The following is a 16,828-nucleotide window of genomic DNA, read 5'->3' as shown; positions in this document are numbered from 1 at the left end:
TGGTTGCTGCTATGCGGCGGGTACGGGCTCCGGCTGGCGGGGCTCGCGGTCACGTGCCGGACCCTTCTTGGCGAACCGCAAGTAGAGCGATGGAACGATGAACAAGTTGACCAGTGTCGAGGTCACCAGTCCGCCGAGGATCACTACGGCCATCGGGTGCTCGATCTCATGACCCGGCCTGGTACCCATCACCACCAGCGGCACGAGGGCCAGTGCGGTGGCCAGGGTGGTCATCAGGATCGGTGACAACCGCTCGGCGGCACCCCTCAGGACCAGGTCCCGGCCGAACGGCACGCCCTCGAACTGCTCCAGGTGCTGGCAATGGTTGATGAGCAGGATGCCGTTGCGCGCGGCGATGCCCATCACGGTCAGGAACCCGACCAGCGAGCCAAGGGACAGGATTCCGCCGCTCATGTGCGCGGCGATTACCCCGCCCACCAGTGCGACCGGCAGAGTCAGGATGGCGAGCGTGGCCAGCCGCCAGCTGCGGAATGCTGCCTGGAGCAGGAGGAACACCACAATGACGGCACCGATCGCGAAGAGGAGCAGCCGTTGGGAGGCGGCCTGCCGCTCTGCGTATTCGCCCAGGATGTCCGCGCTGTAGCCGGTGGGGAACTCCACCGATTTGAGTTCGGATTCCAGTTTCTCGACGACCCTCGCGAGGTCGCCTTCCTTGACGTTGGCGCTGACGTCCAGCCGCCGGGACCCTTCCGAACGCTCAATGACGTTGGGGGTGGGCTTCACCGAGATCCTGGCGACGTCGGCCACCCGGATCCGCTGTCCGCTCGGGGTGTCCAGGGGGAGGTTTTCGATGCTGGTGACGCTGGTCCGGATTTCGGGAGGACTCCAGACCTGGACGTCGTAGGCTTTGCCGTCGCGGTAGACGTCGCCGACCTCCTCCCCGGAAACCAGGGTGGCCGCGGCACGGCGGACGTCACCGGGCTTGAGCCCGTAGCGGTTGGCGGCGTCCAGGTCCACCTCGACATTGACCTGCGGCACGTTGACCTGCAGGGCAACCTTGGCCCCGAGTGCCCCGTCGATGCCGGCGAGGACCGTCTTGACCTTGTCCGCCTGCTTCTTCAGCGTGTCCAGGTCATCGCCGTAGACGCGGACGACGATCGAGTAGCCCGTGCCGGTCAGCACCTCGCGGACACGTTCCTTGAGGTACGTCTGGACGTCCCGGTGGATGCCGGGATAGCCGTCCACGATCTGCTGGATGGAGGCCAGGGTCTTGTCGTAGTCGACCGAGGGGTCGACGCTGATCCAGTTCTCACCGAAGTTGACGCCCACCACCTCATCGGCCGCGAATGCCTGACCGATGTGGGACCCGCAGTTGTTGACGCCCGGAACGGTCATCAGCTCCTTGCAGGCCAGTTGACTCACGCGCACTTCTTCGGCGTTGGAGGTGCCGGGCTGCGTGACCCAGTGCATGAGGAAGTCGCGTTCCTTGAATGACGGCAGCAGCGACTGGCCCAGTAGCGGGGCCGCGATGATGCCTACGACGCCGAACGCTGCCACGGCGAGGTAGCCGGGGAGCGGCCGCCGCACAATGGGCCGGAGTGCGGCGCCGTACCAGCGTTTGAGGACCCGGACCACCGGCGGATCCCGGTCTTCCAGCGTGGCATTCCGCAGGAAGATGTACGCCATGGCGGGCGTGACCGTGAGGGCCACCAGCATGGACGCCATCACGGCCAGGGTGTAGGAGATGGCCAGGGGCCGGAAGAAGGCGCCTGTCAGTCCGTCCAGGAAGAAGATCGGCACAGTGGCTGCGACGATGATCAGCGTGGCGTAGACGATGGGGCCGCGAACCTCCAGGGAGGCATTGACCACCACGCGGGCGGTGCTTTCGGTTCCTCCGCTGGCACGGTGGTGCCGCAACCGCCGGACGATGTTTTCGACGTCGATGATGGCGTCGTCCACCACCACCCCGACGGCGATCACCAGCCCGGCCAGCACCATGGTGTTGATCGTTCCTCCGGTCCAGTAGAGCACCAGGGCGGCGGCTGTCAGGGACAACGGGATGGCCATGACGCTGATCAGCGCGGTCCGCCATTGGAACAGGAAGACGCTCAGCACCAGGACCACCAGGAAACAGCCCAGCAGGAGCGCGAGGCCCAGGTTGCCGAGAGACTCCTCGATGAACGAGGCGGGCCGGAACAACGTGGTGTCGACTGCGATCCCGGTCAGGCCGGGCTGCAGTTCCTGGAGGGCCTCCTCAACCCCTCGCGTGACTTCGAGCGTGTTGCCCCACGGCAGCTTTTCGACAATCAGCATGAGGCCGGGGCCGCCGTTGATCACCGCGTCACCGATCAGCTGCTGGTGGTCTTCCACGACGTTCGCCACGTCGGCGAGCCGCAACGGCGGCAGGCCTTCACGCTCCTCCAGCGCCACCTGGGCAAGGTCCGCCGGGGACGTGATGGGCTGGACGTGCCTGATGCCCATGCTTTGGTTCGGCGTTTCGAGCGCCCCTCCGGTGCCGATCAGGGCGCCGGGGGAGTACTTGAGCAGGCCGGCGTCCAGGGCATCGGACGTGGAGTTCATGACGTTCTCCAGCGTGACGTCGTTGGCAGCCAGTTTGGCCGGATCTACCTGGACCTGCAGCATTTGAAGGCGTTCGCCCCAGATCGCCACATTCGCGACGCCCGGCACCCGGAGCAGGTGCGCCCTGATGTTCCAGTAGGAAATCATGGACATTTCGATCAGGGAGCGGGTTTCGGAGGAGAGCCCGATCTTCATGACGCGGCTGGTGGAGGACAGCGGCTGGAGCATCAGCGGCGGCGCCGCCCAGGTGGGCAGGGTCGGAATGACGGTTGCCATCCGCTCGGACACCAGTTGCCTGGCCGTGAGCAGGTCGGTTCCGGGCTTGAACTCCAGCACAATAGCGGACAGCTGCGACACCGACTTCGACCGCATCTGGTCCAAACCGTCAATGCCGTTGAAGGCCTCCTCCATCGGAACCGTTACCAGTTCCTCAACTTCGGAGGCCGTGAGCCCCAGACACGCCGTCTGGACCTCGACACGGGGCGGCGCGAACTCCGGGAAAACATCCACCGAAGCACTGCTGAGCTGCGCGCCGCCCACGATCATGAGGGCGGCGGCCATCGCAATGATGATCGACCGGAACCTCAGGCTCGCAGCGACAATCCGGCGCATGTCAATGGGCCGTATCGAACTCGGCGCCGAACAGTTCAGCCGCGCCGACGGTCACGACGGCGGTGCCCACCGCGGGCCCCGCCGAAGCGGTGACCACTCCGGACTCCACCTTGGCCACCGTGACCGGTTCCCGCTGGTAGACCCGCGGGGCCGGGTTGGTGTACACCCAGGTCTTGCCGCTGGCGTCGTAGAGCAGGGCCGCATAGGGCAGCAGGACGGCCGTCCCCGTGCCGGCCTTGACGGTATCGGTCGTCAGGTCCAGGCGCTCGATTCCCTTTTCGGTCAAGGTCAGTTTTGCGATGCCGGTCGCGGCATTCTTCTCCACCTTGGCGGGTTCGTTGGCCGAGACGGCGGCGGGCGTTGCCGCCGTCGTCTGGGCGCACGAGGGCAACGCGAACAGAAGGGCTGCGCAGACAGCGGCCGCCAGGGGCAGGCGCCGCAGGGGCTGTTGGCTGGTCATTTTGCTTCCACCTTTTCCTGCATAACGGGCTGGACGGGAACTTCGGCTTCGTAGACTTCCGCCCACTCTTCGGGGGCGGACCGGGGCCCGAACCAGAGCGCGAGCAGGGGGAGCACGAAGATCCCGATGAGGGTTGTAGTGACGAGTCCGCCGACGATGATCAGGGCCATCGGCCCCAGGAGGGCCCCGCCCACGGCGCCGCCGAAGAGTCCCGGCGGGATGAGGATCGCCACCGTGATCAGGGCGGATTTCAGGATGGGCGACACCCGCTCCCGCGCTGCAGTCAAGACGGCTTCTTCACGGGACTCCTGCGGGGCCGCCCGCCACAGCTCATCTGTACGGGCCGAGAGCAATGCCGCGTTGCGGCCGGCGACGGCCAGCAGCGCCGCAAACGCGGTGAGCGACAGCACGGTGATTGCGTCCCCCGCGATCCACGCCGCGATGGCGGCCCCGGCCAGCGCGGCCGGCAGGGACAGGAAGACGGCGAGGGCCAGCTTCCAGCTCCGCACGGCTGTCTGTAGCAGGAGCAGGATGCCAATGAGGGCCGCCGCGCCGATCCACAACACCAGGGAGTCTCCGGCCAGTCGTTCACTGTATTTGGTGGGGATTTCGGCGTGGTATTCCAGCGGGAACTGGATCTGCGAGATCGCCGCGTTGATGTCGCGCTGGATATCCGCCAGCGGCCGCCCGCTGACGTCGGCAACGACGTCGATCCTCCGCGAGGTGTCATCGTGCATGATCACGACTTCGTTTGGTACGAGCCGGACGTCGGCGATCTGGCCCAGCTGGACCTGACCGCCGCTTGGCGTGTCGAGCAACAGTTCGCGGATGCTGGTCAGGTCGTCCCTGACGTCCACCGCGCCGCGCACCACCACTTCAAAGACCTTTTGCTGTTCGAAGAGGTTGCCGACCACAATGCCCTGCATCAGGGCCGCGGCGGCGCGCCGCGCATCGCCGGGTTTGATGCCGACTTTCTGCGCCTCGGCGAGGTTGACTTCGACTTCGACGATGGGCGTCATGGCGCCGGCGTTGATGGTCGGGTTCTGCACGCCGTCAACCGTCTCAAGGGCCTTGCGGACCTCTTCGGCTTTTTCGCGCAGGACCGGCATGTCGGTGCCGTAGACGCGGACGGCGAATCCCGGATCCATGCTGCTGCGCTGTTCACCGATCTTCTGCTGGGAGTAGTTCACGACGTTGTGGGCGATGCCCGGGTAGCCTTGGACGACGTCGCGGACAGCTTTTTCCGTCTCGGTGAAATTGGCGTCCGGTGTGATGGACACCCAGAGTTCCGCGGAGCTGTTACCCACCACCTGGTCGGAGGAAATGGCGCGGCCGATATGTCCGCCGACTCCCGAAACGCCCGGCAGTGCCCGCAGCTCTTCGGACGCCTTCGACGCCACCCTGCGGACTTCGTCGTTGGACGTGCCGGCCATGGAGTCCCACTGCACCAGGAGCGTCCGGTCCGGAATGGTCGGAACGACCGCTCGGGTTCCGACCAGCTGGGATGCGGCGGCGAGTCCGAGCAGGCCAACGACGGCGACAGCAACGATGCCGACCGCGGTGAGGGACCGCGCGCCCTCGAGCGCCCGGTCATAGTAGGACTTGGCCCGGACAACAACGGGCAAGTCAGGCCGCGGGGCCGTCTCGCGGGGCAGCAGGAGATACGCCAGGACAGGTGTCACGGACAAGCCCACCAGCATTGAGACGGCAAGCGTCAGCGCCATCGACCAGAACAACGGCTGGAAGAACGCGCCGCCGACTCCCGTAACGAACAGCGTCGGCGCGAGCGCCATGGCCATGACGAGGGACCCGTGGAACAACGGGGTGCGGACGCTGCGGACCAGCTGCACCATGCGGAACCTGATGGTGGCTTCAGTCTCGGTTCCGGTGGCCCGCAGGGGCCGGCGCCGCTGCGCTTGAACATCCTCCACAATGTCTCCCACGATCACGGACACGCCCAGCAGGATGCCGGCGAGGATCGAGATGTTCAGTGTGGCGTCAAGCAGGTAGAGGACCGCCCCGGCCGCCATGACGGTAGTCGTGAGGGCCACAAGGGCGATCACCGCGACGCGCCAGGAACGGAAGAGCATCCAGAAGAGCAGGATGGCGATTAAGAGGCTCACGAGCAGTGCCACGCCAAGACCGTCCACTGCATCCTGCAGGAACGAGGCGGGCCGGAAGACGGACGTATCCATCTGGATTCCGGACAGCCCCGGCTGCATGTCGTTCAAGGCAGCCTCGATATCCCTGGTGACCTGCAGCGCGCTGGTTCCGGGGAACTTCTCCACCACCAGCACCAGGCCTGCATCCTGTCCGACGACGGCGTCGCCGATCAGCGGCTGGTGGTCCTCCTTCACCTGGGAAATCTCACCCAGGAGCATGGGAGAGCCGGCGTCTTCGACGCTGACCTTGGCGAGGTCGCCGGGCGTCCGGATGGGCAGGACGTGCTGAATGCCCAAGCGTTGGCTTGGCGACTCCACGAACCCGCCCGTGCCGGGCGTTGATGCCTCAAGGAAGCTCAGCGGAGACACCCAGACGGCGTTGCCCGTGGTTTTGATGACCTGCTCGAGTGTGATGCCCTTGTCGCGGAGTTGCGTGGGAGTGACTTCGACCTGGAGCTGCTGTTCGCGCTGACCCCAGATGGACACGTTGGCGACACCGGGAATGCCGATGAGCCGCGGCTTGATCTTCCACCGGGCCAGGACGGACATTTCGATGCCGGAGAGCTGCTGGGAGGTCATCCGGACCATGAGCACGCGGCTGGTTGACGACATCGGCTGCATAATCAGTGGTGGCGCCGAGACGTTGGGCAGCGCGTGGGCCTGGGTCATGCGCTCGGCCACGAGTTGGCGCGCGCGCAGAAGGTCGGTGCCCGGCTCGAACACGAGCTCGATCGAGGACAGGCCGGGGACTGACTTGGACCGGATTTCATCAAGCCAGGCCACCCCGTTGAGTAGGTCGGCTTCCATGGGAGAGGTGATGAGCTGCTCGACCTCGGCGGCGGACAGGCCCAGGGCCTCGGTCTGGATCTCGACGTGCGCGGGCGCGAACTCGGGCATGCTGTCGACGGCGATATGCGGGATGTTCACCACCCCGAAGGCAATGAGTCCCGCGGCCAGGGCGAGGACCAGGATGCGGAACTGCATACTGAAACGGGTAATCCAGCCGAACATGGCTAGGCCTGTTCCAGGGGGCCGCCGCGGTACGGGCGGGCACTGAGGGTTTTTGCTGGTTGCATAGAAGTAGTGCGCAAGTGACTCATGACAGGCTCCTCAACCCGAGACCATGTGCGAATCCCCCCGGCGAGATCCCAATTGCTGACCTATCTCGAATGGTGTTCCCCTTTGAAGTGTTTGGCAAGCAGAAATTGTGAGGCTGCATCGGGGGGATTCACGGGTCTTTCCCAGTTAGGCGGCATATAATGCGTTTTTTTATTGACGATCACCCGGAGGGGCCCGAAAACCGACGCTTCCCACCCGGGTGATGCCGACATTTCTGCTTGTTTTTACTTTGGTCGCTGCCTGAATTTTCGTTTCCACTACTTGCCGGCAGCCATTTTGGGCTCACCGTAGGTACCGCGGGTCCGCAGGTGAGGCATTTATAACAATTTCGGGCACAATCGCCCGCACGGCGGGGGACCGGTCCGTGCGCCCGCGACTCCCGGGCCGCATCGGACTGTCGTTTCAGCGCGAATCAGCCCGAGGGGCTAAAGTGGTCCTATGCGCGCTGTGCTCCTGCTTAGTTAGCCGCCCGGCATCCCGACGAGACCTCGATCCCGAAGAGACCTCGGATTGCCGAGCGGCGGCCCCTCCATGTCGAGGGGCTTTTGTGTGTCCGGGCTCTGTTCCGGACCGCAGGGCAGGCGGTAACGGCAGGAAGCGCCGCGCACGGACAGCAAGGAGCCAGGGCCGGGCAACCGGCTTTGGCGGTGCAGTCTTTAAGACAGTGCAGACTTGAAGGTAAACAGGCCTGGCGGCAGGCAGGCCTGACGGTAGACAGGCTTGAGTTAACAGGCCGTATAGAACAGAAGAGGCCAGCAGTGAGCGTTCAGCCGGAAACACAGACCGGATCACCAGCAGCCGCGGCGGAGGGGCCCGAGGAAGGTGCCTACAGCTTCGCGGCGATGGAAGCCAAATGGCCGCAGGTCTGGGAAGACCTGAAGGTCTTCACGCCGCTCGACGACGGTTCAAAGGAACGCCGCTACGTGCTGGACATGTTCCCGTACCCGTCCGGTGACCTTCACATGGGCCACGCCGAGGCATTCGCGATGGGCGACGTGGTAGCCCGTTACCTGCGTCAGCAGGGCTACGACGTGCTGCACCCGATCGGCTGGGACTCCTTCGGCCTGCCCGCGGAGAATGCCGCCATCAAGCGCAACGCGCACCCCAGCGAGTGGACCTACGCCAACATCGACACCCAGGCGGCGTCCTTCAAGCGTTATGCCATCTCCGCGGACTGGTCCCGCCGGCTGCACACCTCCGACCCCGAGTACTACCGCTGGACGCAGTGGCTGTTCAAACGTTTCTACGAGCGCGGCCTGGCGTACCGCAAGGATTCGCCCGTCAACTGGTGCCCCAAGGACCAGACCGTGCTGGCCAACGAGCAGGTTGTCAATGGCGCCTGTGAGCGGTGCGGCACGCCCGTTACCAAGAAGTCGCTGAACCAGTGGTACTTCAAGATCACCGACTACGCGGACCGGCTGCTCGATGACATGGACGAACTGCGCGGGCACTGGCCCGAGCGCGTCCTCGCCATGCAGAAGAACTGGATCGGCCGCTCCGAGGGCGCCCACGTCAACTTTGTGATCGAGGCCGACGGCGGCAAGGCCGCCAAGGACGTCACGGTCTTCACCACGCGCCCGGACACCCTTTACGGCGCCACGTTCTTCGTCGTCGCCGCCGACGCGCCGCTCGCCGTCGAGCTGGTCACCGACGAGCACGCCGCGGCCCTGGACGCCTACCGCGAACAGGTCAAGGCACTGTCCGAGATCGAGCGCCAGTCCACCGAACGCGAGAAGACCGGAGTGTTTACCGGCCGCTATGCGGTCAACCCGCTCAACGGCGAGAAGCTGCCCGTCTGGGCCGCGGACTACGTCCTGGCCGACTACGGCACGGGCGCCATCATGGCCGTCCCGGCCCATGACCAGCGCGACCTCGACTTCGCCAAAACCTTCGACCTGCCCGTCCGGGCGGTGCTGGACACCGGCGAGGAAGACCCCGCAGTCTCCGGCACGGCAACCGCCGGCGAAGGCACCCTCATCAACTCCGGCGCACTGGACGGGCTGGCGAAGGCCGAAGCCATCCCGGCCGCCATCGCGATCCTGGAGCAGCAGGGCACCGGCGAGAAGTTCGTGAACTTCCGCCTGCGTGACTGGCTGCTCAGCCGGCAGCGGTTCTGGGGCACCCCGATCCCCATCATCCACTGCCCGGCCTGCGGCGAGGTCCCCGTCCCGGACGACCAGCTGCCCGTGACCCTGCCGGCGGACCTGCGCGGCGAGGACCTGTCCCCGAAGGGCACGTCCCCGCTGGCCGCCGCCGAGGCCTGGGTCAACGTCGAGTGCCCCGCGTGCCACGGCCCGGCCAAGCGCGACACGGACACCATGGACACCTTCGTGGACTCGTCCTGGTACTTCCTGCGCTTCGTCTCCCCGGAGTTCACCGAGGGCCCGTTTGACCCCGCCAAGATCAACGACTGGATGCCGGTAGGCCAGTATGTCGGTGGCGTCGAACACGCCATCCTGCACCTGCTCTATGCACGGTTCTTCACCAAGGTCATCCACGACCTCGGCATGATCGACGCCGACGAGCCCTTCCGTGCGCTGCTGAACCAGGGCCAGGTGCTCAACGGCGGCAAGGCCATGAGCAAGTCCCTGGGCAACGGCGTCGACCTCGGCGAACAGCTGGACAAGTATGGCGTGGACGCCGTCCGCCTTACCATGATCTTCGCCTCCCCGCCGGAGGACGACGTCGACTGGGCAGATGTCTCGCCGTCTGGTTCCGCGAAATTCCTGGCCCGCGCCTGGCGGCTCGGCCAGGACGTGACGAGCGAACCCGGCGTCGACTTCGCCACGGGTGATCGTGCCCTGCGCACCGTCACCCACCGCACCATCGCCGACGCACAGGCCCTGCTGGATCACAACAAGTTCAACGTGGTCGTCGCCAAGCTCATGGAACTGGTCAACGCGACCCGCAAAACCATAGATTCAGCCACCGGTGCTGGCGGGGCGGACCCTGCGGTCCGCGAAGCGGTCGAAGCCGTCGCCGTCATCCTGAGCCTGTTTGCGCCGTACACCGCAGAGGACCTGTGGAACGTCCTGGGGCACCCGGCGTCGGTCGCCAACGCGGGATGGCCCACGCACGACGACGCCTTGCTCGTGGAGGACACGGTCATCGCCGTCGTCCAGGTGCAGGGCAAGGTGCGGGACCGTCTGGAGGTTTCCCCGGACATCTCGGAGGACGACCTGCGCGAACTGGCGCTGGCCTCGGAAAACGTTCAGCGGGCCCTCGACGGCCGGGCCCTCCGCACGGTGATCGTGCGGGCGCCTAAACTGGTCAACATCGTCCCGGCCTAGCCGGACGTAGAAGCCAGACGCTCTAGCCTGACACTGGCCGCCGGCAGATGCCGGCGGCCAGTGTCGCCAAGGCCCGTGGTGCCGACGCGGCGGGCACGGACCCCGTGGCCGCAGGTCCAATCCAAACGATCCAGTCCAGGCATACCGACAGCAGGAGGTCCCCGGTGCCAGAGCGCGAATCAGGCTGGCCGTGGTTGCGCGAGCGGTTCGTCCGGCTCCGGCCGGGCCACCGGGCCGGCGTCGGCCCCGAAGCCGTACCGGGCGCCGTCGTGCAGGTTGCGGTGGTCACGGACTCTGCCGCTGCGCTGCCCGCCGACTGGGTCCGTGAGTTCAGCGCTGACGGCCGGCTCACGGTGGTGCCGATGCCCGTCATGGTGGGCGCCGAAATCTACGGCGAAGGCGAGGACGACATCGCCGAGACGATCGCCGTGGCCCTGGCCAGCGGAAAGCCCGTCAAGACCTCGCGTCCTTCACCCGGCCAGTTTGAACACGCCTACCGGGCGGCCGGCGGGCGTGGCTTCCAGTCCGTGGTTTCGATCCATATTTCCGGCGACCTGTCCGGGACCGCCGACGCAGCACGGCTGGCGGCCGAACGGGTCGGCATCCCGGTGGAGGTCATCGACTCGCGGACCGTCGGCATGGCGCAGGGGATGGGCGTGCAGGGCGCCGTTGTCGCGGCGGCCGAGGGCAGGAACGCGGCCGAAGTGAAGGCCTTCGCGCAGGACCGGCTGGACCGCACCAAAGTGTACTTCTACGTTCCGAGCCTGGAACAGCTGCGCCGCGGCGGCCGGATCGGGGCGGCCGCCTCGCTCTGGGGGACCATGCTCTCCATCAAACCCATCCTTGCCGTTGACGGCGGCCGCATCATTCCGCTGGAAAAAGTCCGGTCCGCGGCGAAGGCCATTGCGCGGCTGGAAGAAATCGTTGCCGCCGATGCCTCCGCCCGCCCGGCCGGGCAGGCACGGCTGGCCGTGCATCACTTCGGCAATCAGGCCCAGGCCGAGGAGCTTGCCAGACGCCTCGCGGCAGCGTTGCCGGCCTGCCCGCCGGCCCAGATCAGCGCCCTCCCCGCTGTCCTGGCTGCCCACGCTGGGCTCGGCGTGCTGGCAGTGATCGTGGGGGAGGGCAGTACCCCCGACATCTGGGAAGCGGGCGCGGGCAGGGCCGCCGCTGAAGCTGGCGACTAACGCCTGCCTCTGCTGCGGACAGAGGACTCTGGCCGGGAAAGTGCGCTGGCGGTAAAGTCACTGCACCGAACCCCAGCGCAACCGGAGGCCGTCATGGCAATGCAGGTGCACCACGTAGCCCAGTTCGATCGCGACGTCGCCGAAGAGGTGACGAAATGGCTGAAATACCTCAAAGGCCAAGTCACCAGTGTCCAGTTCCTCACCACCACCGTTCCGGACCCCAAGGCCGCCGACAAGTGGCGGGTGCAGTACGAGGCTTACATCACCTATCAGCAGTGATTTCCGGCTGGAAGCTGCCCCTCACGGGGTCGGCCGGGGCGTGTGCAGGGAGGTCGGCGGAGACGTCGGCCGCGTCGTCGCTCCTGAGGTTGGTTCCGGCGTCGGATCCGCTGTCGGTTGTGACGTCGGTTGTGTGGTTGGCGCCTGCGTCGGTTGTGGTGTCGGCGGTGTGCTCGGCTGGGACGTTGGTTCCGCAGTCGGTTCCGGCGTCGGTGGCGTGGTCGGCGCGGTCGGAGGCTGTGTGCTTGGCTGGGACGTCGGCGGGAGTGCCGGTTCCGGGGCCAGCGGCTGTGCGGGCTGTGGAGGCTGTGCGGGTTTCAGCGACGCCGGCAGCGACGCCTGTTGCGAGGCAGAGTGTGCCGGTGGCTGAGATGCCGGTTGCGAGGCCGGCGGCGGGGTGGGCTGAGACGACGGTTGAGGGGCCGGCTGTGCGGTTGGCTGTGGGGTCGGCGTCGGCGTCGGTGGTGAGGCCCGCGGAGGCGTCGGCTGATTCGGCCCGATGGTGTAGTTGGGCTGTGGGGCCGAGCCGTTGACCCAAAGGGCCGCGGTCACCCTTCGGGCGTCGCCCGGCTCCAGCCACCAGAGCACCTGGACATTGCAATGATAGACAATCGTGACGTTCGCGACGGCGCCCTGCGGCGGGACCGAGTGGATGGACGTGGCCGCTGTTTGCGTAGTCCAGATGAAATTCTGGTCGGCAGACATTCCCGCGCTGCCGTCAACCGTCACGTGCGCTATGCCGTACAGGCCGTGCTGCGGGCAGTAACTGCCGTCAACCGCGAAGTTCACGACCTGGGTCGAGGTAGCTTGCGTTGTGTCTGCCGCCGCAGGAGGTGCCAGCACTGCTGCGACGCCAAGAGCCGCAACCGACGCAGGCCCAGACAACCACTTCATTGCACACCAGCTTTCGACGTCTGGCGGACACAGCCAGACGATCAAGATTGCCCCCAGCCGGCAAGGTTTCTCGATGAGGATCCAGACGTTACCACCGGGTCCTGGCGGGCACCAGCGTAGGGAATACTTGCCTGCTGGCGCTCCAATACGTGTTTTACGCAGGTATTTCCACATACGGCCGGTCCGGGATGTCGGTGGCGCTGCGGGTTTCCTAGAGTCGTTCCCATGTCACGCCGGGACCCGGGAGCCGAATCCGCCGCAGGCGCCAGCGTTGCCCGGGAACGCCTGGCAGCGATGCTAGGAAGTTCCGGGGACGCCGGGAACCGTCGTCATGCCCACGGCTCCGAGTACCCGGGCTCAGCGTCGGATGCTGGCAGGGCGGCGGCGCCCTCCCCGGGCTTGCTGGACGTCCAGACGCCCCCGCAAGGTCTCCCCGCAGGCCACTTGGGTGGACTCGCCGGGCACCGGCGGGACGGACGGCCCCCGCTTTCCGCGCGGCTGCGGGCCAGGACAGGTGTGAGGGCTGCGGCTTTGCTGGGTGTCCTGGCCGCGGTGCTGGGCGGCTGTTTCTGGTGGCAGGCGGGCACCGGAGGCCCCCGGATGGCCCCGCTCAGCGAGTCCGCCCCCGCGACGGAGGCGCCACCGGCCCAGTCGGCCGCGGTGGCCAGTGCGCCGCCGGTAGACGATGCCGGCGCTGGGGCAGGAACGATCACGGTGCATGTCGCCGGTGCCGTGGCCAGACCTGGGGTGGTTCAGTTGCCGGCAGGGAGTCGGCTTTACGAAGCGATCGCGGCTGCGGGCGGGGCTACGGATACCGCGGAGCAGGACCGGCTCAATCTTGCAGCCGTGCTGGAGGACGGGCAGAAGGTCCTCGTGCCGATACGCGGCGAACCCGATCAGGCCGGTGCGTCCGACGGCGGGGGCGCTTCGCCGCCGGGTTCCGGCGCGGCCGGCACGAGCCAAGGCGGCGGCGGAAAGATCAACCTCAACACTGCCGGGCTCGAGGAACTGGGAACCCTCCCGCGCGTCGGGCCGGTCCTGGCACAGCGGATCGTGGACTGGCGGACGCAGCACGGGCGGTTCAAGACCGTGCAGGAACTCGATGCGGTGGACGGCATAGGCCCGAAGTTGCTCGAGGCCCTGCTGCCGTTAGTGAGCGTCTGAAATGCCCCGGAATGACACTGACGCGCCCCGGAATGAAGCTGATGCGCAGCGACGAGGCGTGGAGACGAACACTGGGCGGGGTCCTGTGCCCGGCGGACGCAACCTCTGGCAGCGGTATGCCGACGCGGCCGTCCGCTCGCCGGCACTCGGGGAAGCCGGTGGCCCGGAGGCCGGCGCCGGGGTTCGAGGGCCACGGACATCGCTGTTATGGAATCACGGGCTGCAGCCGGATGCCGGGCGCGGGCGCCCGGCGGAACGGCGCCGAAGGGAACGGCAACGGCGGGCGGATCTGCGCCTCGTGCCGCCGGCCCTTCTGGTGTGGGGGACCGCCGTCGCCGGCAACTGGTTGAATCCGGCGGAGCTGGCACTTCTCTGCGGCGGCATGGCGGCGGCCGGGGCAATGCTGCTGGTCGTGGCGGGTTGCTCCCACGTTGGTCACTCCCACGTTGGGCGGCGCACTGTGGGGCGTGCCGGGCCCGGCCGTGAGATCTTGCGGTATGACCCGCGTCATGGGCCGGCGGCCCCGCGCAGCTTCCGCGCCACCCTGGCCGCGGCCTTGTTGTTGTCCGTCGCGGCGGGCGCGCACGCCGCCGTCGAGTCATCCCGGCGGCATGACGGCGCGATTGCTGAGGCCGTGGATGCCCGGGCAGCCGTGGTCGCGGAAGTGGAGGTTGCCGGCGCGCCGCGGCGGCTCAGGACTCCCGGAGCGAGCGGCCTGGCAGACCGCTGGGCGGTCCCCGTGACGCTAAAGGTCGTGACCTTCGACGGCCGAAGGATCGCCGGTGACGCACGGTTCGTCGTCATGGGAGGAACGGCGTGGGAACACGCAGTTCCGGGCCAGCAGCTGCGCACCACCGGAAGAGTGCGCGCCGCTGCGCCGGGGGAGCCCGACGCGGGAATCCTTTCAGCCTCGTCCGCGCCCACGGTGCTGCGCGGCCCCGGGTTCTGGCAGAAAGCTCCCGGCGGGCTGCGCCGGAGTTTCACCGCCGCCGCTGCCCGGTTCGGGGGCGACGCCAGCGGGCTGCTGCCCGGGATGGTCACCGGCGACACCAGTGCCCTGAACGCGGAACTGGAAGACGCCATGAAGACAGTCGGGATGACGCACCTGACCGCCGTCAGCGGCGCGAACTGCAGCCTGATCCTGGGGACGCTGCTGCTCACGGCCCGCACGCTGCGTCTGCCACGCGTGGCCGCCGCAGCGGCCAGCCTCGCCGGGCTCGGGCTGTTCGTCCTCATGGTCGGGCCGGACCCCAGCGTGCTGCGGGCCGCGCTCATGGGCGGCATCGGTCTCGCATCAATAGCGTCTGGCCGGGCAGGGCGTGGACTCAGCCTCCTGTGCGTTGCCGTCATATGCCTGCTGCTTGTACAGCCGGTCCTGGCGACAAGCTTCGGCTTTGTGCTCTCGGTCCTGGCCACGCTGGGAATTGTGATTGCGGGACGCCGCATCATGGACTGGATTCCGGCGCCGGTGCCGCGCTGGGCCGCGGGCGGCGTGGCCGTACCGCTGTCCGCCCAACTCTTCTGCGGTCCCGTGATCGTCTTGCTGCAGCCGCAGTTCGGCGCCTACGCGTTGGCCGCCAACGTGGCTGCCGCAGCGCTCGTGGCGCCCGTAACGCTGCTCGGGACCGCAGCCGCGGTCCTTCTTCCCGTAGTCCCTGCCGCCGCCGAGCTCTTGATGGCCCCGGCTGCCGCCTTGGCCGGCGCAGTGGCGGGGATCGCGCGCTTCTTCGCGGCCCTCCCGGGCGCCACCCTGCCGTGGCCGGAGGGAGGCTTTGGTGCGGCCACCATGGGCATCTTTTCCGCGACTGTGCTCGGCATGGTGTGGCTGGCCCTGCATCCCGCCGCGGTGGTTCGGTCGTCGCTGGCGGCACACGCGTGGACCGTCGCCGTCCTGGCCGGCTGGCCGCCGGCGATGCGGGCCCCGGGGTCCGTCCGACGGTCCGGGCAGACCGCCCGGCAGGCTGCCCGGCAGAGCGAGGGGTACGGCTTGGAGCACCGGTCCGGGCGTGGGACGCTTAGAGTCTGCAAACCAACTTCCGGGAGGAATCACGAGTGGCTGCTGCCCAGACCCCACGGCCCAGGACCTCGGCGACGAAGAGCGCCACCTGGCGCGATGTGACACCTGCGGCTGTCGTCCTGGTGGGCGGGCCGGAGGACTACTTGGGCGCGCGTGCCATGGACCGTATTCGCGGGCAGGTCCGCGAGGCGGCACCCGACGTCGAAGTCACCCGGCTTAACGCCGCGAGCTACTCGGCCGGGTCGCTGGCCATGAACGTCAGCCCGTCACTCTTCGGCGAGCAGAAGCTTATCGAGATCGACGGACTCGAGGCGATGAACGATGCGTTCCTTGCCGATGCCCTGAAGTATGTGGCACAGCCGGAGCCGGATGCCGTCCTGGTGCTCCGTCATGGCGGGGGAGTCCGCGGCAAGAAGCTACTGGATACGATCAAGGCTGGCGGCTGGCCGGTCGTTGACTGCCAGCCCCTGAAGAAAGACGCCGAGAAGATCGCGTTTGTCACGACCGAGTTCAAGGCGGCCTCCCGGCGCATCGAACCCGACGCCGTGCACGCCCTCGTCAACGCGGTTGGTGCGCAGCTCGCGGAACTCGCGGCCGCCTGCAGCCAGCTGATCGCTGACGCCACCACGGCCGTGGATGCCGCCATGGTGGACAGGTACTACGGCGGCCGGGTCGAAGCAACGGCCTTCAAGGTCGCCGATGCCGCGATGGCCGGGAACGGCCCTCTCGCCCTCTCCACGCTCCGCCACGCCCTGGACACCGGCGCGGACCCGGTACCGATCGTGGCGGCCCTGGCATCCAAACTGCGCTCCCTGGCAAAGGTGGCCGGCGCACAGGGCTCGTCCTCGCAGATTGCCAAACAGTTGGGGATGCAGCCGTGGCTCGTTGAACAGGCCCAGCGGGAGGTCCGGCGCTGGACTCCCGAGGGGCTGGTCCGCTCCATCCAGGTCACCGCCGAGGCTGACGCGCAGGTCAAAGGCCTGTCCCGCGATCCCGTCTACGCCGTGGAACACGCCGTCACGGTGATTGCGACGTCGGTCCGGAGGTCCTGACGCCCGGGTGCGCGCCGCCGGCACGACTGCGTGAAGCGAAGCGCTACTTGG

10 protein-coding genes are annotated in these 16,828 nt (G+C 67.6%); 6 read left to right on the top strand and 4 right to left on the bottom strand.

Going from position 1 to position 16,828, the window contains the following annotated elements; all coding sequences use genetic code 11:
* Positions 1-9 precede the first annotated feature (9 nt).
* The 3 genes from ABD243_RS16250 to ABD243_RS16240 are packed head-to-tail and all read right to left on the bottom strand — an operon-like array spanning position 10 to position 6,759.
* Positions 10-3,153 carry an efflux RND transporter permease subunit gene (locus ABD243_RS16250; protein WP_344367445.1) on the bottom strand — a complete coding sequence of 1,048 codons (3,144 nt, stop codon included), beginning with the start codon at positions 3,151-3,153 and terminating at the stop codon, positions 10-12.
* A 1-nt stretch (position 3,154) separates the two neighbouring features.
* Complete coding sequence (locus tag ABD243_RS16245) at positions 3,155-3,613, bottom strand: hypothetical protein (protein WP_344367444.1); 459 nt, start codon at positions 3,611-3,613, stop codon at positions 3,155-3,157.
* On the bottom strand, positions 3,610-6,759 hold the full coding sequence (locus ABD243_RS16240) for an efflux RND transporter permease subunit (RefSeq protein ID WP_344367443.1): 3,150 nt from the start codon (positions 6,757-6,759) through the stop codon (positions 3,610-3,612). Before ABD243_RS16240 ends, ABD243_RS16245 begins: the two co-directional genes overlap by 4 nt.
* A gap of 893 nt (positions 6,760-7,652) precedes the next feature.
* Between ABD243_RS16240 and leuS the strand changes: the two genes are divergently transcribed.
* The 3 genes from leuS to ABD243_RS16225 all read left to right on the top strand — a co-directional run bounded on the left by leuS (position 7,653) and on the right by ABD243_RS16225 (position 11,650).
* Complete coding sequence (gene leuS, locus ABD243_RS16235; protein WP_344367442.1) at positions 7,653-10,184, top strand: leucine--tRNA ligase; 2,532 nt, start codon at positions 7,653-7,655, stop codon at positions 10,182-10,184.
* A 164-nt stretch (positions 10,185-10,348) separates the two neighbouring features.
* Positions 10,349-11,371 carry a DegV family protein gene (locus ABD243_RS16230; protein WP_344367441.1) on the top strand — a complete coding sequence of 341 codons (1,023 nt, stop codon included), beginning with the start codon at positions 10,349-10,351 and terminating at the stop codon, positions 11,369-11,371.
* Positions 11,372-11,464: 93 nt separating this feature from the next.
* Positions 11,465-11,650 carry a hypothetical protein gene (locus ABD243_RS16225; protein WP_090581036.1) on the top strand — a complete coding sequence of 62 codons (186 nt, stop codon included), beginning with the start codon at positions 11,465-11,467 and terminating at the stop codon, positions 11,648-11,650.
* On the opposite strand, the gene ABD243_RS16220 is transcribed toward ABD243_RS16225, so the two are convergent.
* Positions 11,634-12,188 carry a hypothetical protein gene (locus ABD243_RS16220; protein ID WP_344367440.1) on the bottom strand — a complete coding sequence of 185 codons (555 nt, stop codon included), beginning with the start codon at positions 12,186-12,188 and terminating at the stop codon, positions 11,634-11,636. The genes ABD243_RS16225 and ABD243_RS16220 overlap by 17 nt on opposite strands.
* Positions 12,189-12,769: 581 nt before the next feature.
* Here ABD243_RS16220 and ABD243_RS16215 point away from each other — a divergent pair.
* The 3 genes from ABD243_RS16215 to holA all read left to right on the top strand — a co-directional run bounded on the left by ABD243_RS16215 (position 12,770) and on the right by holA (position 16,777).
* Positions 12,770-13,708 carry a helix-hairpin-helix domain-containing protein gene (locus ABD243_RS16215; RefSeq protein WP_344367439.1) on the top strand — a complete coding sequence of 313 codons (939 nt, stop codon included), beginning with the start codon at positions 12,770-12,772 and terminating at the stop codon, positions 13,706-13,708.
* A gap of 298 nt (positions 13,709-14,006) precedes the next feature.
* Positions 14,007-15,827, top strand: a complete 1,821-nt coding sequence (locus tag ABD243_RS16210) for a ComEC/Rec2 family competence protein (RefSeq protein WP_344367438.1) — start codon at positions 14,007-14,009, stop codon at positions 15,825-15,827.
* Positions 15,761-16,777 carry a DNA polymerase III subunit delta gene (gene holA, locus ABD243_RS16205; protein ID WP_116767660.1) on the top strand — a complete coding sequence of 339 codons (1,017 nt, stop codon included), beginning with the start codon at positions 15,761-15,763 and terminating at the stop codon, positions 16,775-16,777. The genes ABD243_RS16210 and holA overlap by 67 nt, the downstream gene beginning before the upstream one ends.
* Positions 16,778-16,828: the final 51 nt, after the last annotated feature.

Origin of the sequence: Arthrobacter humicola, assembly GCF_039531445.1 — a bacterium.
Classification (GTDB): Bacteria; Actinomycetota; Actinomycetes; order Actinomycetales; family Micrococcaceae; genus Arthrobacter; species Arthrobacter humicola.
This window is presented reverse-complemented; position numbering and strand designations above follow the sequence as displayed.